Consider the following 22181-nt stretch of genomic DNA (forward strand, 5'->3'; position numbering starts at 1 on the left):
GTCAGCCCCCGCCCGTGCCGGTGGTGGAGCCCTTGGGGCACCCGAAGCCGCCGCGCTTGGTGGCGGCCTTGTCGAACGTGCCGCCGGCGGCGGTCAGCGAGCCCGAGCCGCAGTAGTACCAGCGGCCGGTGGACTTGCTGTCGGTGCAGGAGTGGTTGTCCAGGACCTTGAGGGTGCCCGGGTCCACGCAGCGCCGCGGTGGGTTGCTGCCGGACGAGCAGCTGGTCAGTGCCAGCGCGAGCGTGCCGACCATGCCCAGGGCGACAAAGCCTGAGCGGCGTCTGCCGGAGGGTGCGGCATCGGACTGCGTCATAGCCGGGATGCTACTCGGCGACTGTGACGGCGGCCCCGAGGGATCCTCCCGGGGAGATGCCCCGGGCGCGGACCGTCTTCGGAGCCCCTCCGGCCGCCCCTCGGAGGAGATCGACTGACGGGGCACCGTTCGCGAGCGGAGCGACGGTGACGGCCTTCCGGACGTACGAGCAGGGGCAGTGCAAGCGCACCCGGATCGTCCGCGAGGTACGGCCGGCCCGGCCGGCGGCGGTGCGGCACGCCTGGCCGGTTGCCCGGTCAGCCGGTCGGCGGCTGGCCCGCTGCCAGGCGCTCGGTCAGCCGGAGCTTCGCCGCCGGCCACTCCTCGCGCAGCATCGAGAAGTACACGGTGTCCCGGAACGTCCCGTCCGCCCGGCGCTTCTCCCGCCGGTGGGTGCCCTCGTACTGGGCGCCGAGACGGCGGATGGCGTTCTGCGAGCGCTCGTTGAGGCGGTCGGTCTTCCAGCAGACCCGGCCCATGCCGAGCTCCTCGAAGGCATGGGTGAGCAGCAGCAGCTTGGACTCCGTGTTGACCGCGGTGCGCCAGACCGAGCGGGCGTAGAAGGTGCCGCCGATCTCCAGCCGCTCGTCCTGGACGCTGACGTCCAGGTAGCAGGTCAGTCCGATGACGCGGCCGGTCTGCCGGCCGATCACGGCGAAGGGCAGGAACCCCTTGGCCTGCCAGGAGCGGACGAGGTCGGCGAGCTGCTGCTCGCTCTGCGGCACGGCCACCGGGACCCACCGCCAGACCTCCTCGTCCCGGCCGGCGGCCTCGAAGAGGTCGGCCAGGTGGGCCGGGTCGAAGGGCTCCAGGCGGACGTGGGTGCCGGTGAGGGTGACGGGGGCGGGCGGCTTCGCGGTCATGGGCGCCACGCTAGCCCCAAGTTGAACTAGGTGCAATGCAATTACGCACTAGTTCAAAACTTCCCACGCATCCACTCATGCGAAAGGGCCCCGCACCGTTCGGTGCGGGGCCCTTTCGGAGCCGGCCGGCGTCAGCCGGACCGGGCTCGGGTGGATCAGATGAAGGAGTTGATCTGGATGGTCTCGGTCCGGCCGGGGCCGACGCCGATCGCGGAGATCGGGGCGCCCGACATCTCCTCCAGCGCCTTCACGTACGCCTGCGCGTTCTTCGGCAGGTCGGCGAAGGTCTGCGCCTTGCTGATGTCTTCGGTCCAGCCGGGCAGCGTCTCGTAGATCGGCTTGGCGTGGTGGAAGTCGGACTGGTTGTACGGGAGTTCCTCGACGCGCTTGCCGTCGATCTCGTACGCCACGCAGACCGGGATCTGCTCCCAGCCGGTCAGCACGTCCAGCTTGGTGAGGAAGAAGTCGGTCAGGCCGTTGACGCGGGTGGCGTAGCGGGCGATCACCGCGTCGAACCAGCCGCAGCGGCGGTCACGGCCGGTGGTGACACCGCGCTCGCCGCCGATCCGGCGCAGCGCCTCGCCGTCGGCGTCCAGCAGCTCGGTCGGGAACGGGCCCGAGCCGACGCGGGTGGTGTACGCCTTCAGGATGCCGATGACCCGGTCGATCTTGGTGGGGCCGATGCCCGCGCCGGTGCAGGCACCGCCGGAGGTCGGGTTGGACGAGGTCACGAAGGGGTATGTGCCGTGGTCGACGTCCAGCAGGGTGCCCTGGCCGCCCTCCAGCAGGACGACCTTGTCGGCCTTCAGCGCCTCGTCCAGGACGAGGGTGGTGTCGGCCAGGAAGGGCTTGATCTTGTCGGCGTAGCCCAGGTACTCCTGCAGCACCAGGTCGGCCGGGATGGCCCGGCGGTTGTAGAGCTTGACCAGGATCTGGTTCTTGTCGTGCAGGGCCGCTTCGATCTTCTGCTGCAGGATCGATTCGTCGAAGAGGTCCTGGACCCGGATGCCGACGCGGTTGATCTTGTCCGCGTAGGTCGGGCCGATGCCGCGCCCGGTGGTGCCGATCCGGCGCTTGCCGAGGAAGCGCTCGGTGACCTTGTCCAGGGTGCGGTGGTACGGCGTGATCAGGTGGGCGTTGCCCGAGATCAGCAGCTTGGAGGTGTCGATGCCGCGCTCGTTCAGCCCGCTGAGCTCGGAGAGCAGCACGCCCGGGTCGATGACGACGCCGTTGCCGATCACCGGCGTCACATTCGGGCTGAGGATGCCGGAAGGCAGCAGGTGCAGGGCGTACTTCTGGTCGCCGATGACCACCGTGTGACCGGCGTTGTTGCCGCCCTGGTAGCGGACGACGTAGTCGACGGAGCCGCCGAGGAGGTCGGTGGCCTTCCCCTTGCCCTCGTCTCCCCACTGAGCGCCAACGAGCACGAGTGCCGGCACAGGCGTACACCCCTTCCGGTTGGGGCATCCTGCGTAGGCCGCAGTCTGCCCCGAGATAGACGAAGCCCCTGGCGCAATAGCGCAAGGGGCTCTTGCACCGAGAGATTACCTGAGGAAGGACCGGTCGTGTCGTCCCTGTCCGCGCCCGAATCCCGACCCGTGGACCAGGCCGGTCCCGACCCGCTCCTGGTTCTCCTCGACCCGGCGGCCCGGCAGAGCGACGGGGAGTCGGTGCGGATTGCCCGGGATGTCCTGTGCGGCGGTGCGGACGTCAAGGTGGTGCTGCCCGAAAGCCCGTCCGAACTCGATCGGGCCCTGGCACGCCGTGGTCGTCGGCGACCGGTCGTGATCGGTTCGGACCTGGCCGTGCAGCGAGCCCTTCAGGCCCTGCACCGGCACCGCGAGTTGGGTGCCGACGTGCTCGGCGTGGTGCCGGTGGGGCACCCCCGGTCGGTGGCCGCGATACGGGCGCTGGGTGTCCCGCCCGAGCCCGTCGCGGCGGCCCGCGCGGTGATCCGCGGCAGCTCGCGGAAGCTGGACCTGCTGATCGACGACGGCGGCGGGGTGGTGCTCGGCGGCCTGCGGATCCACCCCTACCGGCAGGGCCGCACGGGTGGCTGGCGTTCGCTATGGGCGAAACTCGCTGCGGCCGAGCAGGCGACGGCACCCGCCGGGCACCCCCGGCTGCGGATCGAGGCGGACGGCTGCCTGCTCGCCGACGTCCACCAGCCGCCGTGCCGGCTCGACATCACCGTCCCGGCCGACGAGGGCGTGCTGGAACTGCTGCTGCGCACCGGCGGCGAACCGCGGCGGCTCCGGGCGGGCAGCCTCACCGTGTCCGGCCGCGGCTTCGGGTGCGAGGCGGACGGGCACCCGATCGGGCCGGTCGGCGCCCGTACCTGGACGGTGCACGCCGGGGCGTGGGAGCTGCTGCTGCCCGCCGGGTGAGCAGCGTCACGTCGACACCCCGCCCTCGACGGGCCGGCAGCCGCCCGATATCCCCCCGAAGGCGCGCGGCACAAGGAAACTCCCGGCCCCGGCGAATTGCCGTGCCGGAATTGCGCTCGCGGTAAGGGGTTTTGTCTACGCGCGTTGCTATTCGATCGGCCAATAACCGGGGGCTCCCGCGTTCGGGAAGGCGTACGGAACTGCCCTAGACTCGAAGACGTGCCACGTGGTGACGGAAGACTCAACCACGATCTTCTTCCCGGCGAGAAAGGCCCCCAGGACGCTTGTGGCGTCTTCGGTGTCTGGGCTCCCGGCGAGGAGGTCGCAAAGCTCACGTACTTCGGCCTCTATGCCCTGCAGCACCGCGGACAGGAATCCGCGGGCATCGCAGTGAGCAACGGCTCCCAGATTCTCGTCTTCAAGGACATGGGACTCGTCTCCCAGGTCTTCGACGAGGCCGCTCTGGGGTCCTTGCACGGGCATATCGCGGTCGGACATGCCCGCTACTCGACAACAGGTTCGTCGGTCTGGGAGAACGCCCAGCCGACCTTCCGGGCGACCGTCAACGGTTCGCTGGCCCTGGGCCACAACGGAAACCTGGTGAACACCGCCGAACTGGCGGCCATGGTCGCCGAGCTGCCCGGCGAGGAGCACGTCTCCCGCTCGGGGCGCACGGCCGCCACCAACGACACCGACCTGGTGACCGCGCTGCTGGCCGGCCACCCGGACCTCTCCATCGAGGAGACCGCCCGGCAGATCCTGCCCAGGGTCAAGGGCGCCTTCTCGCTCGTCTTCATGGACGAGCACACCCTCTACGCCGCCCGCGACCCGCAGGGCATCCGCCCGCTGGTCCTCGGCCGGCTGGAGCGCGGCTGGGTGGTCGCCTCCGAGACGGCGGCCCTCGACATCTGCGGAGCCTCCTTCATCCGCGAGGTCGAGCCCGGCGAGCTGATCGCCATCGACGAGAACGGCATGCGCAGCAGCCGCTTCGCCGAGGCCAAGCCCAAGGGCTGCGTCTTCGAGTACGTCTACCTGGCCCGCCCCGACACCTCCATCGCCGGTCGTAACGTCCACCTCTCCCGCGTGGAGATGGGCCGCCGCCTGGCCAAGGAGGCCCCGGTCGAGGCCGACCTGGTGATAGCGACCCCCGAGTCCGGCACCCCCGCCGCGATCGGCTACGCCGAGGCCAGCGGTATCCCGTACGGCTCGGGACTGGTGAAGAACGCCTACGTCGGGCGCACCTTCATCCAGCCCAGCCAGACCATCCGCCAGCTCGGCATCCGGCTCAAGCTCAACCCGCTGCGCGAGGTCATCGCGGGCAAGCGCCTGGTGGTCGTGGACGACTCCATCGTCCGCGGCAACACCCAGCGCGCGCTGGTCCGGATGCTCCGCGAGGCGGGTGCCGCCGAGGTGCACATCCGGATCTCCTCCCCGCCGGTCAAGTGGCCCTGCTTCTTCGGCATCGACTTCGCCACCCGCGCGGAGCTGATCGCCAACGGGATGACCGTGGAGGAGATCGGCCGCACCCTCGGTGCCGACTCCCTCGCCTACATCTCGATCGACGGCATGATCGAGGCCACCAAGCAGCCCAAGGACCGGCTCTGCCGGGCCTGCTTCGACGGGGAGTACCCGATGGAGCTGCCCGACCCGGCGCTGCTCGGCAAGCTCCTGCTGGAGGCCGAGATCGCCGGTGGCAAGCAGCAGCCGCCGGTCCGCGGCAAGCCGACCGGCGACCTGGACGGAGTCCAGTCGCTGCTCGGTGGCGCAGGCGCGGGCGACGCGCTGCGGCGGCCCTGAGCGAGTCCTCCAGGGGCAAGCGGGCAGCCCTCAGGGGCGTGGGGAACTGCGCGCGGCGGAAGGCGACCGCGGTCAGTGGCCGCGTTGGGCCAGTTGCACCCGAAGCGCACGGTGGGGCGGTGCACCTTGCCGTCCCGGAGGACAGTGCGGACTGGCGTCTTCCGGTTCGCGCGGTTCCCCGCGCCCCTGTCGGCTCACCCGTTTGCCCCAGACGATTTCCCCGCGTTCCGAACCCCCTTCGACCCGAGAGGGCCGCACAGCAGTGACCAGCAACGAGAGCGGTGCCACCTACGCCGCCGCAGGTGTCGACATCGAGGCCGGCGACCGTGCCGTCGAGCTCATGAAGCAGTGGGTGAAGAAGACCGACCGCCCCGAGGTGGTGGGCGGCCTCGGCGGCTTCGCCGGGCTCTTCGACGCCTCCGCGTTCAAGCGCTACGAGCGTCCGCTGCTGGCCTCGGCCACCGACGGTGTGGGGACGAAGGTCGCCATCGCCCAGGCCATGGACAAGCACGACACCATCGGCCACGACCTGGTCGGCATGGTCGTCGACGACCTGGTGGTCTGCGGCGCCGAGCCGCTGTTCATGACCGACTACATCTGCGTCGGCAAGGTCGTGCCCGAGCGGGTCGCCGCGATCGTCAAGGGCATCGCCGAGGGCTGCACGCTGGCCGGCTGTGCGCTGGTCGGCGGCGAGACCGCCGAGCACCCCGGTCTGCTGGGCCCGGACGAGTACGACGTCGCGGGCGCCGGTACGGGCGTGGTGGAGGCCGACGCGCTGCTGGGCGCCGACCGGGTCCGCGCGGGTGACGTGGTGATCGCGATGTCCGCGTCGGGGCTGCACTCCAACGGCTACTCGCTGGTGCGCCACGTCCTGCTCAACCAGGCCGGCTGGTCGCTGGACCGCCAGGTCGAGGAGTTCGGCCGCACTCTGGGCGAGGAGCTGCTGGAGCCCACCCGGATCTACTCGCTGGACTGCCTGGCGCTGACCCGGGCCACCGAGATCCACGCCTTCTCGCACGTCACCGGCGGCGGCCTGGCGGCCAACCTGGCCCGGGTCATCCCGGACGGCCTGCACGCCCGCCTGGACCGCGGCACCTGGTCCCCGCTGCCGGTCTTCCAGACCGTCGCCCAGGTCGGGAAGATGGCCACCCTGGAGATCGAGAAGACCCTGAACATGGGCGTCGGCATGGTCGCCGTCGTGCCGCCGTCCTCGGTCGACGTGGTGCTCGCCGTGCTGGAGGACCGCGGCGTCGAGGCCTGGCTGCTCGGTGACGTCGTCGACCGTGTGGACGAGCACGACGGCGGTGCGGCGCTCTACAACGCCTACGAGGGCTTCCAGCTCTGACAGCTGCCGCAGCCGGACAACGGACGGAGGGGCCCCTGGTGGGCCCCTTCTCCGCGTTCCGGGGCGGTCTCCTACCGGAGCGCGGGCGGCCGCGCCTCCGGCCGTCCACTCCTGCCCCTGCGCGGGAACGCCGAAGACCGGCCCGGCGCTCGGGAGCGTCGGGCCGGTCCGGTCAGGCTCTTACGCGCGACGGCGGGACTGGCTGCTGCCCGCGTCCGCCTCCGCGTCGTCATCCTCGTCGGCGTAGAGATCTGCATACGCCGCGTAGGGATCGTCGTCCTCTTCCTCGATCGGCTCTGGCTTGATCGAAGCGGTAGAGGGCGATACGCCCAGCTCGCTGGACAGACGGTTAGCGTCGAAGCCGCCGCTGTTGTACTTCAGCTCGCGGGCGACCTTCGTCTGCTTGGCCTTGGCCCGGCCGCGCCCCATGGGTCGACCCCCTCAACGATGGGGCTCACGGCCCCGAGTCTGACACGTGTTCATGATCAGGACCGGTGCGCCCGAAGTGGGAGAACCGTCCCTTGGAGCATTAACGGTACCTGTTTCCGCCGCCGAACGGTACGTCGCCGGTGTGACGTGGCGCGCACAGTCTGCCCCCGAAACCGGTTCTTTCCTGGTCACGTGGGGATTTCTGGGCTGTCGCAGGCTGTTCGGAGCCTGCCCTGGTTCCGTCGTTCCGGGACTGATTATCCCTCGCCCAGGGCCCAGGATCGCCCGTTCGGGCTACGAAGTGAGAATCCGGTTCCACATTGTGATGCGGGCGGGGTGGGGGCTGCGGGCTCCGGAGCCCCCACCCGGGGCCGGTCAGCCCTTGCGGGCGCCCGGCAGCAGGATCGTGCGCAGAGCGCTGATCTCCCGCATCCGCTTCTCGGCCAGGCGGTCGGCGGCCACGGCCGGCGGGATGCCGTCGCCGGCGGCCCGGGTGAAGATCTCCAGGGTGGTGTCGAAGATCTTGGTGGCCTTGTTCTTGGCCCGCTCGAAGTTGAAGCCGTCGATCTCGTCGGCGACCTGGATGACGCCGCCGGAGTTCACCAGGTAGTCGGGCGCGTAGAGGATGCCGCGGTCGGCCAGGTCCTTCTCGACGCCCGGGTGGGCCAGCTGGTTGTTGGCCGCGCCGCAGACCACCGAGGTGCCGGCCGCGCCGAGCGCGCCCACCGTCAGGTCGTCGAGCGCGCCGCCCAGGGCGCAGGGGGCGTAGACGTCCAGGTCGGCCTGGAGCAGGGCCTTGGTGTCGGCCACCACCTCGACCTCGGGGTGCGCGGCGCGGACCCGGTTCAGGGCGGTCTCGGAGACGTCCGTGATGACGACCGTGGCGCCGTCGGCGACCAGGTGGCCGACCAGGTAGTGGCCGACCTTGCCGACGCCCGCGACGCCGACCCGGCGGCCGCGCAGGGTGGGCTGGCCCCAGCGGGCCTGGGCGGAGGCGCGCATGCCCTGGAAGACGCCGAACGCGGTCAGGATGGAGGAGTCGCCGGCACCGCCGTGCTCGGGCGAGCGGCCGGTCACGAACTCGGTCTCGCGGGCGATCACGTCCATGTCCTGGACGTAGGTGCCCACGTCGCAGGCGGTGATGTAGCGGCCGCGCAGGGACTGCACGAAGCGGCCGTAGGCGCGGAGCATCGCCTCGTTCTTCGCCTTGTCGGGGTCGCCGATGATGACGGCCTTGCCACCGCCGAGGTCGAGGCCGGCGAGCGCGTTCTTGTAGCTCATGCCACGGGACAGGCGCAGCGCGTCCTCCAGGGCCTCCTCCTCGGAGCCGTACTGGTGGAAGCGGGTGCCGCCGAGGGCCGGGCCCAGCGCGGTGGAGTGAATGGCGATGATCGCCTTCAGGCCGCTGCTGCGGTCGTGGCAGAGGACGACCTGCTCGTGCCCGTCGCCGGGGACGCCGTCCTGCTCGGTACGGAAGATCCTGCTCAGCACGCCGGGTGCGGGGTGCGTCGCGGAGGTCTGTACGTCGGTCACTGTGGTGACTCCAGTATCTGTGGCCCACTGCTGTGGTGTGGGCGACTGAGGGAAGCGTAGCCCTGGGGTGAGCGGCGGATCTGCCCTTGTGCACAAGGAAAGGGCGGTGGCATCGCCAACGAGGCAGGTGCCCCGCGGGCAACGCGCGGACACCGTCGCAAACAGGCCCGGAACACCCTCCCGGCCGGTGGGGGCAGCGTGCGACGATGCCAGGCGTGACCACCGTGCGCACCTCGGTTCTCCCGCCGTACGCAGCCCATCTGCGGGTCTACGAGCCGCTCGCCGCCTACCCGGAGCCCGAGCGGGCCCGCTGGCAGGCGTACCTCGCCGCGCACGGTCCGGACGCGACCTCGGCCGAGCACTCCGTGGCACCGGCCGCGCTCGCCGAGCAGCGCCGGGCGCTCGCCGAGGTGGTCGGCCGCACCCCGCGCGACCTTCCGGACCGGGAGAGCGAGCGGGCCTTCGTGCGGCAGCTGGACGGGGTGGCGTACGTCTGCCCGTGGGCGACCCGGCTGCGCTGCTGGCAGGCGCTGGAGGAGCTGCGCGGCGCGCTGCCGGCGGCGCTGCTGGACACCGTGCTGCCGCCGACCGCGCGGGCCGCGGCGCTGGCCGACCAGGAGCGGTGGCAGGCGGGCCACCCGGACGCCCGGCCGTGGATTCTGACCAGCCGTTGGGAGGTGCCGGTGCGCTGGTTCCTGCCGTTCGGGGCGGAGGACCGCTGTTTCGTCCCCGGCAGCGACGCCGGGCTGGCGGGGCCGGTCCCGGCGGCCCTGTTCTATCTGACGCCGATGGCGCAGGCGCGCCGCCGGGTGGCGCGTGCCTACCGGGCGCTGCGCGAGCAGCAGGGGCAGGGGCAGGGGCAGGGGCGCGGGCAGGGCGGGAGCGCGGGCCGGGGTGGGCCGCTGGTGCAGGGGGTGGAGCAGGTCGGGCGCTGGCTGGAGGAGTTCCACCCGAGGTCGCTGGTGGAGCTGGACTACGGGGGCCTGGTGCACCTGCTCGGGCCCGAGCGGCTGGCGGTGGAGGATTCGGTGGCCGAGATCGAGTCCGGGCTGCTGGCGCTGCGCTCCGGTGACGGCGCGGGCGCGGTGCGGGCATACGAGTCGGTGACGGCGCGTTGGCGGCAGGTGCAGGCCCTGCGGTACGCCAGCTGACCGGGGTTGAGGTCGACCGGCGGCCGGCAGGCCGCTGACGGGCCCTCAGCGGGCCGCCAGGGGGGAAGTGTCAGTGGTCCGGGTAAGGATGGTTGGGTCCATCGGGCCTGATGCCCGGGGCCCAAGGTCCCGGTTCGGGTCAATACCCCGCGAACGTGACACTACTCACCGTTGACGCGAACTTACACCTATATGCAAAAATGGGACAACCAGCCCAAGTTCACTCAGGTGTGTCCACTTTTGGGTGGATCTGACGGTGGTGCGTGCTTTGCGGGGAAACTAAGGGTCTGGTCCGCCCCTGACCGATGGTTACCGTACGGTGACTGTCCGCTATGAGGTGGTCCATGGCCATCCGTCGTGCTTGAACCCGTGAGGGGTCAATTTTGGCGGTTTGGCCGATGGGGCTGGACGAATGGTGTAGTTGTAGACACCAGGACAAGCCGTTCGTCCTATAACCGACTCGGCCCGTCTGTGCCATTTCGGGCATCGCGGGCCAAGGTGCAGAATTTGAAGGATAGAACCGCCCTGGTTCGGTTCTCCCGAGGAGGCCGCTCATGACCGCTCGTACCCCTGACGCTGAGCCCCTGCTGACACCGGCAGAGGTCGCCACCATGTTCCGCGTGGACCCTAAGACGGTCACTCGCTGGGCCAAGGCCGGCAAGCTCACGTCCATCCGCACTCTCGGCGGTCACCGCCGTTACCGCGAGGCGGAGGTGCGCGCACTGCTGGCCGGTATTCCGGCGCAGCGTACAGAGGCCTGAGAGGCCCGCTGACACATTTCAGAAGGGGCCGTATCCCTGACTCCGCCGGGTCTGGGGTACGGCCCCTTCCGTGTGTCCGGAATCTGATATTCCTATTGGTGCTGTTGTGGTGAGGGAATTCATGGGAAATACATGTACAATTTTATATATTAAATTACGAGGTGTGCGAGAGGTGTCTGGAGTGTCCGGTCTCAAGGAAATATAAGTGACGACCATCACAGGGTCGTTACCTTGTGGTCTAGACCTACGCCGGGGTGGAGGAAACTGACACCCGGTCAGCACAAAGCGAGAGGCCCGGAACCTTTCGGCTCCGGGCCTCTCGTCTACTGCGATCCCGACGGGACTTGAACCCGCGACCTCCACCTTGACAGGGTGGCGAGCTAACCAACTGCTCCACGGGACCAGAGTGTTCTGATCTCTCGTGTTCTTCCGCTTGGCGCTTCCGAACAAGACAGATCGTACTGCATGTCTGGCCCCCAGGTCGAACCGGCTCTAGAGCGTCCCGGTGGCCGCCTCCATCGCCTTGAGGATGCGCTTCTCCGAGACCGGGGTCGGGGTGCCCAGGCCCTGGGCGAAGAAGCTCACCCGCAGCTCCTCGATCATCCAGCGGATCGCCCGTACCTCCGGCGAGGGCTCCCGTCCGGCCGGGACCTTGGCGAGCAGCTCGCCGTAGGCGTCCTGCACCTGCTGGACCTTGTGCAGGTGGAGCAGGTCGCGCTGGGGGTGGTTGGGCAGCGCCTCCAGGCGGCGGTCCACCGCGAGCAGATAGCGCTTCAGGTCGGGCAGCCGCTGCCAGCCGGTGGCGGTGACGAAGCCCGGGCTGTCCTTGGCCGGCGGGTGGATCAGCGAGGCGAGGTGCAGCCGGATGTCGTTGACGGCCGAGAGCAGGACCGGGCTGGAGACCGACTTCAGGCGGGTGGACGCCTTGTGGAAGGCGATCAGCGCGGTGGCCGTCTTCAGCGTGGTGTCCGCCGACAGGTCGTAGAGGTCGGTCCGCACCTTGTCGTACAGCTTGGTGAAGGCCGCCTCGTCCCAGGCCGGACCGCCGCCCAGGGCCATCAGCCGGTCGGTGGCCGCCGCCACGATGTCCTCGAACAGGGCCGTGATCGACCCGTGCGGGTTGTGCGAGAGGGCGAGCTTGGCCTGGTTGCCCAGCCGGCCCTGGATCGACTTGGCGGGCGAGGGGATGGTGAGCATCAGCAGCCGCCTGGTGCCCGCCCACATCGCCTGGGCCTGCGCCTCGGGGGTGTCGAAGAGCCGGATGCCCACCGTCCCGCCCTCGTCCACCAGCGCCGGGTAGGCGCGCAGCGCGTGCCCGCGCGAGCGCTGCTCGAAGGTGCGCTGAAGCACCGGCAGGTCGGCCGGCCAGGCGGTCAGGCCGCCGCGCTCGATGCCCTGGCCGGAGGCGGCGCTGGAGAGCGTCTCCTTCAGCTTGGGCTTCAGCCGCAGCCGCAGGTCCTCCAGGTCCTTGGACTCGGCCAGCTTCCGCTTGCCGTCCACCACCCGGAAGGTCACCTTCAGGTGGTCGGGGATCCGCTCGTCGTCCCAGGCCTCCGGCGGGATGGGGATCGCGGACATCCGGTGCAGGATCCGCTCCAGGGTCGGCAGCAGCGGCTCCTGGCGGTCCTTCACCTGCCGCAGCGCCGCCGCCGCGAAGTCCGGGGCGGGGACGAAGTTGCGCCGGATCGCCTTGGGCAGCGAGCGGATGTACGCGGTGACCAGTTCGGCCCGCAGACCCGGGATCTGCCAGTCGAAGCCCTCCGAGGTGACCTGGTTGAGGACGGGCAGCGGGACGTGGACGGTCACGCCGTCCGCGTCGCTGCCAGGCTCGAACTGGTACGTCAGCTTGAAGCGCAGCTTGCCCTGCTGCCAGTAGTCCGGGTAGTCATCCTCGGTGACGCCGCCCGCCGCGTCGTTGATCAGCATCGACTTCTCGAAGTTGAGCAGGTCGGGCTGCTCGTGCCGGGTCTTCTTCCACCAGGAGTCGAAGTGCCGGGTGGAGACGATCTCCTCGGGCAGCCGGGAGTCGTAGAAGTCGAACAGGGTCTGGTCGTCCACCATGATGTCCCGGCGGCGGGCCCGGTTCTCCAGCTCCTCCACCTCGGAGAGCAGCTTGCGGTTCTCGCCGAAGAACTTGTGGTGGGTCTCCCAGTCGCCCTCCACCAGCGCGTTGCGGATGAAGAGTTCACGGCAGAGCTCGGGGTCGATCCGGCCGTAGTTGATCTTGCGCTGGGCGACGATCGGGACGCCGTAGAGGGTGACCTTCTCGTACGCCAGCACCGCGCCGGACTTCTTCTCCCAGTGCGGCTCGCTGTAGGTCTGCTTGACCAGGTGGCCGGCCAGCGGCTCGACCCACTCCGGCTCGATCTTCGCGTTGATCCGGGCCCAGAGCCGGGAGGTCTCGACGAGTTCGGCCGACATCACCCAGCGCGGCGGCTTCTTGAACAGCCCCGACCCCGGGAAGACGGCGAACCGGGCACCGCGCGCACCGCCGTACTCGCGCTTCTCCACGTCGAACAGGCCGATGTGCGAGAGCAGTCCGGAGAGCAGCGCCTGGTGGATCCGGTCGGCGTCCGGCTCCGGCTCCTCGCCGGTGTGCGGGCCCTCCTCGATGGTGACGCCCAACTGCTTCGCCACCGTACGGAGTTGGGTGCAGATGTCCTGCCACTCGCGTATCCGCAGGTAGTTCAGGAACTCCGACTTGCACATCCGGCGGAAGGCCGAGGAGGAGAGCTCGCGCTGCTGCTCCTTCACGTACCGCCACATCGCCAGGAAGGAGAGGAAGTCGGAGGTCTCGGAGCTGAAGCGGCGGTGCCGCTCGTCGGCGGCCTGGCGCTTCTCGGCGGGCCGTTCGCGCGGGTCCTGGATGGAGAGCGCGGCGGCGATCACCATCACGTCCCGGACGCAGCCGAGCCGGTCGGCCTCCAGCACCATCCGGGCCATCCTGGGGTCCACCGGGAGCTGGGCCAGCTTGCGGCCGAGGCCGGTGAGCCGCTTGCGGGGGTCCTTCTCGGCCGGGTCGAGGGCGCCGAGTTCGTGCAGGAGGTTGACGCCGTCCTTGATGTTGCGGGAGTCCGGCGGGTCCAGGAACGGGAAGGCGGAGATGTCGCCGAGCCCGGCGGCCGTCATCTGGAGGATGACCGAGGCCAGGTTGGTGCGCAGGATCTCGGCGTCGGTGAACTCCGGGCGGGAGAGGAAGTCCTCCTCCGAGTACAGCCGGATGCAGATGCCGTCCGAGGTCCGGCCGCAGCGGCCCTTGCGCTGGTTGGCGCTGGCCTGGCTGACCGCCTCGATCGGCAGCCGCTGGACCTTGGTGCGGTGGCTGTAGCGGGAGATCCGGGCGGTGCCCGGGTCGATCACGTACTTGATGCCGGGGACGGTGAGCGAGGTCTCCGCGACGTTGGTCGCCAGCACGATCCGGCGGCTGCCGGAGCGCTGGAAGACCCGGTGCTGCTCGGCCGAGCTCAGCCGGGCGTAGAGCGGCAGGACCTCGGTGAACTTCAGGTTGAGCTTGTTCAGCGCGTCGGCGGTGTCGCGGATCTCCCGCTCGCCGGAGAGGAAGACCAGGATGTCGCCCGGCCCCTCGGCCTGGAGCTCCTGGGCCGCCTCGCAGATCGCCTGGACCTGGTCGCGGTCCCGGTCGATGTCCTCCTCGCTCTCGCCCTCCTCCAGGATCGGGCGGTAGCGGACCTCGACCGGGTAGGTACGGCCGGAGACCTCGACGATCGGGGCGTCGCCGAAGTGCGCGGCGAAGCGCTCGGGGTCGATGGTCGCGGAGGTGATCACGACCTTGAGGTCGGGGCGGCGCGGCAGCAGCTGCTTGACGTAGCCGAGGATGAAGTCGATGTTGAGGCTGCGCTCGTGCGCCTCGTCGATGATCAGGGTGTCGTACTGGCGCAGCTCGCGGTCGGTCTGGATCTCCGCGAGCAGGATGCCGTCCGTCATCAGCTTGACCAGGGTGTCCTGGCCGACCTGGTCGGTGAACCTGACCTTCCAGCCGACCGCCTCGCCCAGCGGGGTGTTCAGCTCCTCGGCGACCCGCTCGGCCACCGTGCGGGCGGCGATCCGGCGCGGCTGGGTGTGGCCGACCAGGCCCTTGACGCCGCGGCCCAGCTCCAGACAGATCTTCGGGATCTGGGTGGTCTTGCCGGAGCCGGTCTCGCCCGCGACGATCACCACCTGGTGGTCCCGGATCGCGGCGAGGATCTCGTCCTTCTTCTGGCTGACCGGCAGCTCTTCCGGATAGCTGATCGCGGGCACCGCCTCGCGGCGCTGCCGGATCCGGAGCTCGGCCTTCTCGACCTCCGCCGCGAGCTCCTCGGCGATCTTCTGCCGGGCCTCCGGCTTGCGGACCCGCCGCGCACCGTCCAGCCGTCGGCCGATCCGCTGCTGATCGCGGATCGTGAGCTCGGTCAGGCGGGCTGCCAGCCCCCCGATGGTGGGCGCATCGGCGGGCTGGGCTACGGGAGAACTCACTGCGGACATCCCTCTAGGTTCGCAAGGAGGCGCAGGCAGGCGCACCTCGGTTTTCGAGCCCCTCCAGTGTCACAGACCGCTCGCCGGTACGGCCGCGCGGCAAGCGGGCACGCCGTCCGTCGGGCAGGCGGGTGGGCAAATGCGGGGCCGGGGCCCGCCGTCAGGAAGGCGTGTCGGCTCGACGGTTTCGGCGACAAGGGAGATGATCATGGTTCGCCGACCGGGGGAGATGATCATGGCGGGGGAATTCGACGCGCACGAGCGGGAGCTGTGGGCCGGGCGTGCGGTGGCGTACCAGGGCAGTTTCGCCCGGCTGTGTGCGCACGCGGTGCCCGCGCTGCTGGACGCGGCGGGCGTGGCCGAAGGCGTACGGCTGCTGGACGTGGGCACCGGCCCCGGCACGGTGGCGGCGGCGGCCCGGGAGCGCGGGGCGCGGGTCACCGCGGTGGACGCCGAGCCCGGGATGGTCGAGCTGGCGGCAGCCAACGTGCCGGAGGCCGAGGTCGGGGTCGCCGTCCTGCCCCGGCTCCCGTTCGCGGACGGCGAGTTCGACGCCGTGACGGCCAACTTCGTGGTCAACCACGTCGAGGACCCGATCGCCGCGCTCGCCGAGCTGCGCCGGGTCACCCGGCCGGGAGGGCGGATCGCCGCGACCATCTGGCCCGCTGGACCCAACCCGGGCATGAGTCTGTTCGACCGGGCGCTCACCGAGGGCGGGGCCGAGCGGCCCGAGCCGCCGAGAGTCCCGGTGGAGTTCGAGCGGGACCCGGACGGCTTCGCCGGGCTGCTGGTCCGGGCCGGCTGGCCGGGGGCGCGGTGCCGGGAGGTGCGCTGGACGCACCGGCCGGCACCCGAGGAGTGGTGGTCCGGCGTGGCGGGCGGGGTCGCCAACGTCGGGCGTGTGCTGACCAGCCAGTCGCCGGACACGGTGGCCCGGGTCAAGGCGGCGTACGACCGGTTGGCGGGTGAGCGGCTCGGGCCGGGTGGGTTGCTCGGGTTCGAGGTGACCGCGCTGCTGGCTTCGGCGGAGCGGGTGGTGGAGGGTGGGGAGGAGTCGACGGGGGAGCCCTCCCCAGCGGGTGGGCGGTCGGCTAGCCTCGTGACGGTTCAACAGAGTGCGCACGTGTGTACGGGGGAGCGGGAATGAACTTCTTCAGTGAGGCGTGGGACGACACCAAGGACCTGGTCGGCGACGTCGCCAAGGTGGGCAAGGACATCATCATGGCGCCCGCCGAGATCGCGCACTGGGCGCTGGGCGAGATGTTCGGCGGGGGCGATCTGGAGAAGATCGCGGCCGAGCTGGCGGATCTCGGCAAGCAGGTCGACACGCTCGGCAAGGACATCAACACCGCGCTGGGCCAGCTCACCTGGCACGGCCCGGCGTCCGACGCCTTCGTCGACCACGCGCACGGCCGGGTCCGGGAGCTCGCGAACGTCGCCGATCAGCTGGACGGTCTGAGCAAGGCCGTCACGAATCTCAACAACGTGTACTGATCCCGGGGTGTCGGGCGCGGAGGGAAGTCGAACACATGGGTAGCGACCAGTTCGGGGTGCAGCTACAGGACCTGGCGAAGATCCAGCGGGACTGGCAGCAGCTCAGCCAGAAGCTGGCGGAGTTGAACGCGAAGCTGTCGAGCATTCAGTCGGAGATCGAGCGGGCTGCGGCGATCGACCTGGCGGCCAGCCCGCTGGCCGGTATCGCCGGGTTCGGTATCGCCTACGACGTGGTGAAGGACGCCAAGGAGATCTCGCAGCGGGCCAAGGCGCTGGGGCAGCTCAAGGAGCAGCTCACCAAGGAGCTGGCCGCCGACGCGAAGAACATCCAGCTGGTGATCAAGGAGTACGAACAGGCCGAGCAGAAGATCAAGGAAGGGCTGGGCAAGATCAAGCACCCGTCCGACCCGGCACCTCCCGCGCCGAAGCCGAGCGGCGGCGGTGGGGGCGGTGGCAGCCACGGTGGTGGCAGCGGTGGCGGCGGCGGTGGCAGCCACGGCGGCGGCGGTGGTGGCGGCGGTGGCGGTCACGGTCACGGCGGTGGTGGTGGCGGTGGTGAAGGCGGCGGCGGTGGTGGCGGCAACGGCAGCTACCCCTCCGGGCACGGCACCGGCGACTGGAAGACCACGGGTAACTGGGACGCCTGGTCCCCGGGCAAGCACCACACCACCACAGGCGCCGGTGTCGAGACCGAGCCCAAGACGGACGGCCTCTCGCAGGACCGCAAGGACGCCCTGGAGCGCGCCCTCGACCGGGTCCGCCACAACATCGGCTACAGCCAGTCGGCCTTCACCAACGGCTACCGGGACGACTGCTCCGGCTTCGTCTCGGCCGCCTGGGGGCTGGAGACCCCGGGGCTCAACACCTGGGGCCTGATGGGGTCGGGCGTGGCGCACCGGATCACCAAGGACGATCTGCAGCCCGGCGACGCCCTGATAGCCGGCGACCACACGGTCCTGTTCGGCGGCTGGGCCGACGCGGCCCACACCAAGTACATCGCACTGGAGGACAACGGGTCCCAGGGCACGGTCTCGCACGTGATCCCGTATCCGTACTACTCCGGTGACGCGGGCTCGGAGGCGGCGGCCGGGCACCCGTACGTGCCGTACCGGCGCAACGGCATGAACTGATCCAAGGCCGGTGGAGCGCCCAGGGTGCTCCACCGGCCGGGGCGGATCAGGCCGGGGTGATCGACTGGGGGTGGCGGAAGATGCCGCGCGGGTCGTAGGCGGCCTTGATGCGTTGCAGGCGTGGGTAGTTGGCGCCGTAGTAGAGGGTGTACCAGGGGATTCCCGAGCGGTTGTGGGCCGGGTCGGTGATGTCGGTGTCGGCGTAGTTGATGTAGCAGCCGTCGGTCTGGTCGCCGGGGACGGGGTAGCCGCCGGTGGCGGCGAAGACGTCGCGGTAGATCTCGCGGGTCCAGGCGATGTTGGCGTCGTCGTCGGCCTGGTCGGGCCACAGGCTCTGGAAGAGCGCCTTGAACGTGGAGTCGCGCTGGACCGACGCGGTCTCGTCGGGCCGGACCGAGTTGATCCGGCCGCCGTAGGAGAGCAGGGAGACCGTCGAGGTGGGGTTGTGGTGGTCCGTGCGGGTCAGGTTCCGGTAGAGCGCCGCGATCTGCTCGTCGGTGAAGCCCTGCCGCAGGTAGACGGACTTGTGGGCGCCGCGCAGCGTGGGGTTGGCGAGTGCGGCGTTGTTGGAGCCGAGGTACTTGGTGGCGGTGAGCCACGGGAGCCTGCGCGGGGTGAAGAGCTGCGGCATCGCACGGTCCTCGCCGGCCGGCCGGGTGAGCGGCTGGAGGGTGATCCGGCTGCCGCCGGTGAGCTCCGCGAGGTAGTCGGCGAGCAGCCGTTCGGCGTCGGGCAGGGTGCCGTCGATCTGGGTCAGCAGGCTCACGGTGCCGTTGGACTGGTGACAGAGCGTCAGAAAGCTGCACAGGGTGGCGTACGGCGAGTCGGGCGAGCTGTTGCGCTCGTGCCAGCGGCCGTAGTTGCGCACCAGGGCGGCGAAGTTGGCGGAGTCCAGGGAGGCCCACGGCAGCGCCGCCGCGTTGATCAGCACCTCCTTCGGCGGGCGCACCAGCAACTCGGCCGGGTCCTCGCCCTCGGCGCCCGGGGTGCGGAACCAGAACCGGGTCACCACACCGAAGTTGCCGCCGCCGGCCCCGGTGTGCGCCCACCACAGGTCGCGGTGCGGGTCGTCGGGCTCGCGGGTGGCCACCACGCTGCGCGCCCGTCCGTCGGCACCGACCACCACCACCTCCAGCGCGTACAGGTGGTCGGAGGTGAGGCCGTGCTTGCGGGAGAGGAAGCCGTACCCGCCGCCGGTGACGTGTCCGCCGGCGCCCACCGAGTAGCAGCGGCCGCCCGGGATGGTCACGCCCCAGGTCTTGTACAGCTCCTCGTACGCCTGGAGCAGGGTCGCCCCGGCCTCGACGACGAAGGCTCGCCGCTGCTCGTCGAAGTGGACGGCGTGCATCGGCGTGGTGTCGATGACCAGCTGGACTTCGGAGTTGAAGACGAAGTCGGCGTAGCAGTGGCCGCCGCTGCGCACCGAGATCCGCTTGCCGCCGTCCACCGCCTCCTGCACGGCCCGGACCACCTGCTCGGTGCTGGCCACCAGCCGGACGGACTCGGGACGGCCCACCCAGCGCGCGTTGTTGCCCACCACCAGGGCCTCGTAGCGGGGGTCGCCGGGGAGCACGGTGACGGCATCACCGCCGGCCGGACGCGGGCTGCGTCTGCCGGCCGGGGCCTCGGGCGCGCCGGGCTGCTCGGGGGCGGCCTGGTCGGCCGCGGGCGCCGGTATGGATCCGCCCGCCGCCAGCGCCACGGTGCCGGTCAGCAGGGAGCGTCGGTTCATGTCGGTCATCGCGATGTCCTTGGGGTCGTGGTCCCGCCGGTGTCCTCGGGTCAGCCGACGGGGGGCAGCCAGACGGGGGCCGAGGAGCCGCGCGGGACGAGGATGTGGCGGTAGCGGCCGGGGGTGGCCGACATCCGGACCTGGTCGGTGACGCCCTGGTAGTGCCCGAGCGGGGTGTCGGCCGTGAAGGTCTCGGGGTCGAGGTAGGCGTGCTCGACCCCGGTCCCGGCGATCGACCGGGCGTAGCCCTGGTCGAAGACGCCCATGCTGAGGATCCACAGGGCGGCCCGGACCAGGGAGACGTGCACCCGGTAACTGCCGCCCTCGCGGGCCCGCCGGGACAGTGCCTCCACGATCCCGGCCGTGGTCAGCCAGGAGGTGATGTAGTCGTTGACCACCATGACCGGCGGGAGGGCGGGGACGCCGTTCTCCCCTTCGAGGTTCATGATGCCGACCAGGCTGCCCGCGGTCTGGTCGAAGCCGATCCGCCCGGCCCACGGCCCCTGCTCGCCGGCCAGCGAGTTGGTCGCGTACACGATGCCGGGGCGGACGGCGGCGGCCTCCTCGGCGGAGAGGCCGATCTTCGCCAGGTAGCCGGGGCGCCGGTTGGCGTAGAACACGTCGGCGTCCCGCAGCAGCCGGCGGACCAGCGTCCGGCCCTCGGCCTGGTACGGGTCCAGGAAGGTCGAGCGGACCCCGACGTTGGCGCTGATGTAGCTGCGCTCGTGCTCCAGTTCGTCCGGGCGCCAGAGGTTGAGGACGTCGGCGCCGTGCAGGGCGAGCGCCCGGCCCACCCCGGCACCGGCGATGACGTGGCCCATGCCGAGCGCCCGGATGCCGTCCAGCGGGTTCTCCAGGCCGGCGGGCGTCGGCGGCAGGGGCTCGGGCTCGCTGTCGCCGATCTTCTCGATCTCGACCAGCGGCAGCCGCGCCAGCACGTCGCGGTACTGCGGCTCGGCCAGGAACTCCTCGGTGTCGCGGAGCATCGCCATCACGACCCCGGCCCGGTTGCCGGCCTCCTCCAGTTCGCGGCCGTCCCAGCGGGCGATCGCGGCGGCGACCGCGTCCGAGTCGTCGGGGGTGCCCAGCAGCTTCTGGGCGGCCACCTTGATCTTGGGGTACATGTTCTGCGGCATCATCCACCGGCCGTCGCGGCTGCGGTAGAAGGACCAGCCGAGCGCGTTGCTGGGGTTGGAGGACTCGCTCAGCGGGGCGCCGTTGACCAGCTCCCACTTGCGGTCGTAGAACGGGCAGAGCCGGTGCGGCGCGACCCGCAGGTCCACCGCGATGTCCTGGCCCGAACCCCCGCGCACCCGGCGGAGCCCGGCCACCGCCGCCGACTTGGCGACCAGCGCGATCCCGGCGGCGGCGCCCAGCCGGAGCGTGCTGGGCACCACCGGGTCGGCGCCGTGGAAGGTGACGGTGCCGCCGGTGTCGGCGGCGGTCATGCCGATGTCCCCCAGGACACCGTCCAGTTCGGCATGGACGTCGAAGGCGTCGCCGGTGGCGGGCTCGGCGATCGCCGCCTTGAGCCGGTCGGTGAGGCTCATGACCGGCCGCCCGCCGCCGGTGCGGACGCTGCCGCCGGCTGGTGGCCGGTCGACTCGGCCAGCTCGCGCCAGACCTCGATCTCCCCTGCGACATGGGCGAGTTTGGCCTCGATCCGGTCCAGGCTGTCCTGGCCCAGCGGCAGCCGCAGCGGCGGGCGTTCGGCGTGCACCAGGGCGACGACCGCCTGCCCGGCCTTCGCCGGATCACCGAGCTGGCGGCCGTTGACCTCGGCGAACTGGCTGCGGCGGGCGCCGGCGGAGTCGGCGTAGTCGGCGATGGTCCGGCCGGCCTGGCGCAGGCTGGCCGGGTCGAGGAAGTCGGTCCGGAACTGGCCCGGTTCGACCACCGTGACCGCGATGCCCAGGCCGGACAGCTCGGCGTGCAGGGCCTCGGTGATGCCCTCCACCGCGAACTTGCTGGCGCCGTAGATCCCGGAGCCGGCGCCCTGGCTGAACCCGCCCACCGAACCGATGTTGACGATGTGTCCGGCGCGCTGCGCCCGCAGGGTCGGCAGCACCGCCCGGGTGACGTTGAGCAGTCCGAACACATTGGTGTCGAACAGGGCCCTGGCCTCCTCGTCCGAGGTCTCCTCGACGGCCCCGGCCACGCCGTAGCCGGCGTTGTTGACCAGGACGTCGATCCGGCCGAACTCCTCGACGGCACGGGCCGCGGCCGCCCGGGCCTGGGCCTGGTCGGTCACCTCCAGCGGCAGTACCAGCAGGCCGTCCCCGTCCTGGGGCAGGGCGCGCCGCGCCGCCTCGACGTCCCTGGCCGTGGCGACGACCCGGTCTCCGGCCGCCAGGGCGGCCCGCGCGATCTCCAGGCCGAGGCCGCGGGACGCCCCGGTGATGAACCACACCATCATCTTGCTCTGCTCTTCCGGTCGCGGTGGGCGGGTCATGGGCGGATCGGGGGCAGGCTCAGAGGTTGCCCCGGCGGGCCTGCTCGCGCTCGATCGCCTCGAACAGGGCCTTGAAGTTGCCCTTGCCGAAGCCCTTGGAGCCGCGCCGCTCGATGATCTCGAAGAACACGGTCGGGCGGTCGACCACCGGCTTGGTGAAGATCTGCAGCAGGTAGCCGTCCTCGTCGCGGTCGGCCAGCACGCTCAGCTCCCGCAGCTCCTCGATCGGCACCCGGGTCGGGCCGACCCGCTCGGCGAGGGCGTCGTAGTAGGCGTCCGGCGTGGTCAGGAACTCCACCCCGTGCGCCGCCATGCCGC

17 protein-coding genes, 1 tRNA gene and 1 pseudogene are annotated in these 22181 nt (G+C 70.9%); 8 read left to right on the forward strand and 11 right to left on the reverse strand.

The features are described 5' to 3' along the window. Position 1 precedes the first annotated feature (1 nt). The 3 genes from UK12_RS15455 to UK12_RS15465 all read right to left on the reverse strand — a co-directional run bounded on the left by UK12_RS15455 (position 2) and on the right by UK12_RS15465 (position 2615). Positions 2-313: a hypothetical protein gene (locus UK12_RS15455; RefSeq protein ID WP_045303536.1), complete on the reverse strand. Its 312-nt coding sequence runs from the start codon at positions 311-313 to the stop codon at positions 2-4. Positions 314-570: 257 nt separating this feature from the next. Beyond that, positions 571-1176 carry a GNAT family N-acetyltransferase gene (locus UK12_RS15460; RefSeq protein ID WP_045303537.1) on the reverse strand — a complete coding sequence of 202 codons (606 nt, stop codon included), beginning with the start codon at positions 1174-1176 and terminating at the stop codon, positions 571-573. 155 nt (positions 1177-1331) lie between these two features. Then, positions 1332-2615, reverse strand: a complete 1284-nt coding sequence (locus tag UK12_RS15465; RefSeq protein WP_045303538.1) for an adenylosuccinate synthase — start codon at positions 2613-2615, stop codon at positions 1332-1334. 126 nt (positions 2616-2741) lie between these two features. Here UK12_RS15465 and UK12_RS15470 point away from each other — a divergent pair, with 126 nt between their 5' ends. The 3 genes from UK12_RS15470 (at position 2742) to purM (ending at position 6705) form a co-directional block, all read left to right on the forward strand. Continuing rightward, the gene (locus UK12_RS15470; protein WP_231591225.1) at positions 2742-3563 is read left to right on the forward strand and encodes a hypothetical protein; all 822 of its coding nucleotides are present in this window, start codon (positions 2742-2744) and stop codon (positions 3561-3563) included. Between the two features lie 219 nt (positions 3564-3782). Then, entirely contained in the window at positions 3783-5360 is a 1578-nt protein-coding gene (purF, locus tag UK12_RS15475) for an amidophosphoribosyltransferase (protein ID WP_045303539.1), read from the forward strand. Between the two features lie 262 nt (positions 5361-5622). Beyond that, the gene (gene purM, locus UK12_RS15480; RefSeq protein ID WP_045303540.1) at positions 5623-6705 is read left to right on the forward strand and encodes a phosphoribosylformylglycinamidine cyclo-ligase; all 1083 of its coding nucleotides are present in this window, start codon (positions 5623-5625) and stop codon (positions 6703-6705) included. A gap of 180 nt (positions 6706-6885) precedes the next feature. Here purM and UK12_RS15485 read toward each other — a convergent pair whose 3' ends face one another. Together UK12_RS15485 and UK12_RS43295 are read right to left on the reverse strand one after the other, a co-directional pair. After that, positions 6886-7134 carry a DUF3073 domain-containing protein gene (locus tag UK12_RS15485; RefSeq protein WP_045303541.1) on the reverse strand — a complete coding sequence of 83 codons (249 nt, stop codon included), beginning with the start codon at positions 7132-7134 and terminating at the stop codon, positions 6886-6888. 375 nt (positions 7135-7509) lie between these two features. Further along, positions 7510-8613, reverse strand: a complete 1104-nt coding sequence (locus UK12_RS43295; protein ID WP_231591231.1) for a Glu/Leu/Phe/Val dehydrogenase dimerization domain-containing protein — start codon at positions 8611-8613, stop codon at positions 7510-7512. A 269-nt stretch (positions 8614-8882) separates the two neighbouring features. Here UK12_RS43295 and UK12_RS43300 point away from each other — a divergent pair, with 269 nt between their 5' ends. Both UK12_RS43300 and bldC read left to right on the forward strand, forming a co-directional pair. Beyond that, entirely contained in the window at positions 8883-9818 is a 936-nt protein-coding gene (locus UK12_RS43300) for a hypothetical protein (RefSeq protein WP_231591226.1), read from the forward strand. A 554-nt stretch (positions 9819-10372) separates the two neighbouring features. Then, a complete protein-coding gene (gene bldC / locus UK12_RS15500) occupies positions 10373-10579 on the forward strand; it encodes a developmental transcriptional regulator BldC (RefSeq protein ID WP_014137253.1) in 207 nt (68 codons plus the stop codon). Positions 10580-10908: 329 nt separating this feature from the next. Here bldC and UK12_RS15505 read toward each other — a convergent pair. Both UK12_RS15505 and hrpA read right to left on the reverse strand, forming a co-directional pair. After that, positions 10909-10982 (reverse strand) — tRNA-Asp (locus UK12_RS15505). 89 nt (positions 10983-11071) lie between these two features. After that, the gene (hrpA, locus tag UK12_RS15510) at positions 11072-15064 is read right to left on the reverse strand and encodes an ATP-dependent RNA helicase HrpA (RefSeq protein ID WP_045303544.1); all 3993 of its coding nucleotides are present in this window, start codon (positions 15062-15064) and stop codon (positions 11072-11074) included. Positions 15065-15290: 226 nt separating this feature from the next. Here hrpA and UK12_RS15515 point away from each other — a divergent pair, with 226 nt between their 5' ends. Genes UK12_RS15515 through UK12_RS36605 form a run of 3 tightly spaced genes read left to right on the forward strand, consistent with a single transcriptional unit; the run spans position 15291 to position 17679 of the window. Continuing rightward, positions 15291-16202, forward strand: a complete 912-nt coding sequence (locus tag UK12_RS15515) for a class I SAM-dependent methyltransferase (RefSeq protein ID WP_082119647.1) — start codon at positions 15291-15293, stop codon at positions 16200-16202. Further along, positions 16199-16549 carry a WXG100 family type VII secretion target gene (locus tag UK12_RS15520; RefSeq protein WP_045303545.1) on the forward strand — a complete coding sequence of 117 codons (351 nt, stop codon included), beginning with the start codon at positions 16199-16201 and terminating at the stop codon, positions 16547-16549. Before UK12_RS15515 ends, UK12_RS15520 begins: the two co-directional genes overlap by 4 nt. 35 nt (positions 16550-16584) lie before the next feature. After that, positions 16585-17679 carry a hypothetical protein gene (locus UK12_RS36605; protein ID WP_052681905.1) on the forward strand — a complete coding sequence of 365 codons (1095 nt, stop codon included), beginning with the start codon at positions 16585-16587 and terminating at the stop codon, positions 17677-17679. A gap of 46 nt (positions 17680-17725) precedes the next feature. Here the strand turns inward: UK12_RS36605 and UK12_RS15535 are convergent, their stop codons facing one another. The 4 genes and pseudogenes from UK12_RS15535 to UK12_RS15550 all read right to left on the reverse strand — a co-directional run. Beyond that, positions 17726-19420, reverse strand: coding sequence for an FAD-binding oxidoreductase (locus UK12_RS15535; protein ID WP_045303546.1), 1695 nt, complete (start codon positions 19418-19420; stop codon positions 17726-17728). Between the two features lie 41 nt (positions 19421-19461). Next, positions 19462-20961 (reverse strand): CoA transferase, encoded by a 1500-nt coding sequence (locus UK12_RS15540; protein ID WP_045303547.1) that lies wholly within the window; start codon positions 20959-20961, stop codon positions 19462-19464. Beyond that, entirely contained in the window at positions 20958-21863 is a 906-nt protein-coding gene (locus tag UK12_RS15545; RefSeq protein ID WP_231591228.1) for an oxidoreductase, read from the reverse strand. The genes UK12_RS15540 and UK12_RS15545 overlap by 4 nt, the downstream gene beginning before the upstream one ends. A gap of 19 nt (positions 21864-21882) precedes the next feature. Next, positions 21883-22181, reverse strand: a pseudogene (locus UK12_RS15550) (4-hydroxyphenylpyruvate dioxygenase); the annotation flags it as partial.

Origin of the sequence: Saccharothrix sp. ST-888 (assembly GCF_000955975.1) — a bacterium.
Lineage (GTDB): Bacteria > Actinomycetota > Actinomycetes > Streptomycetales > Streptomycetaceae > Kitasatospora.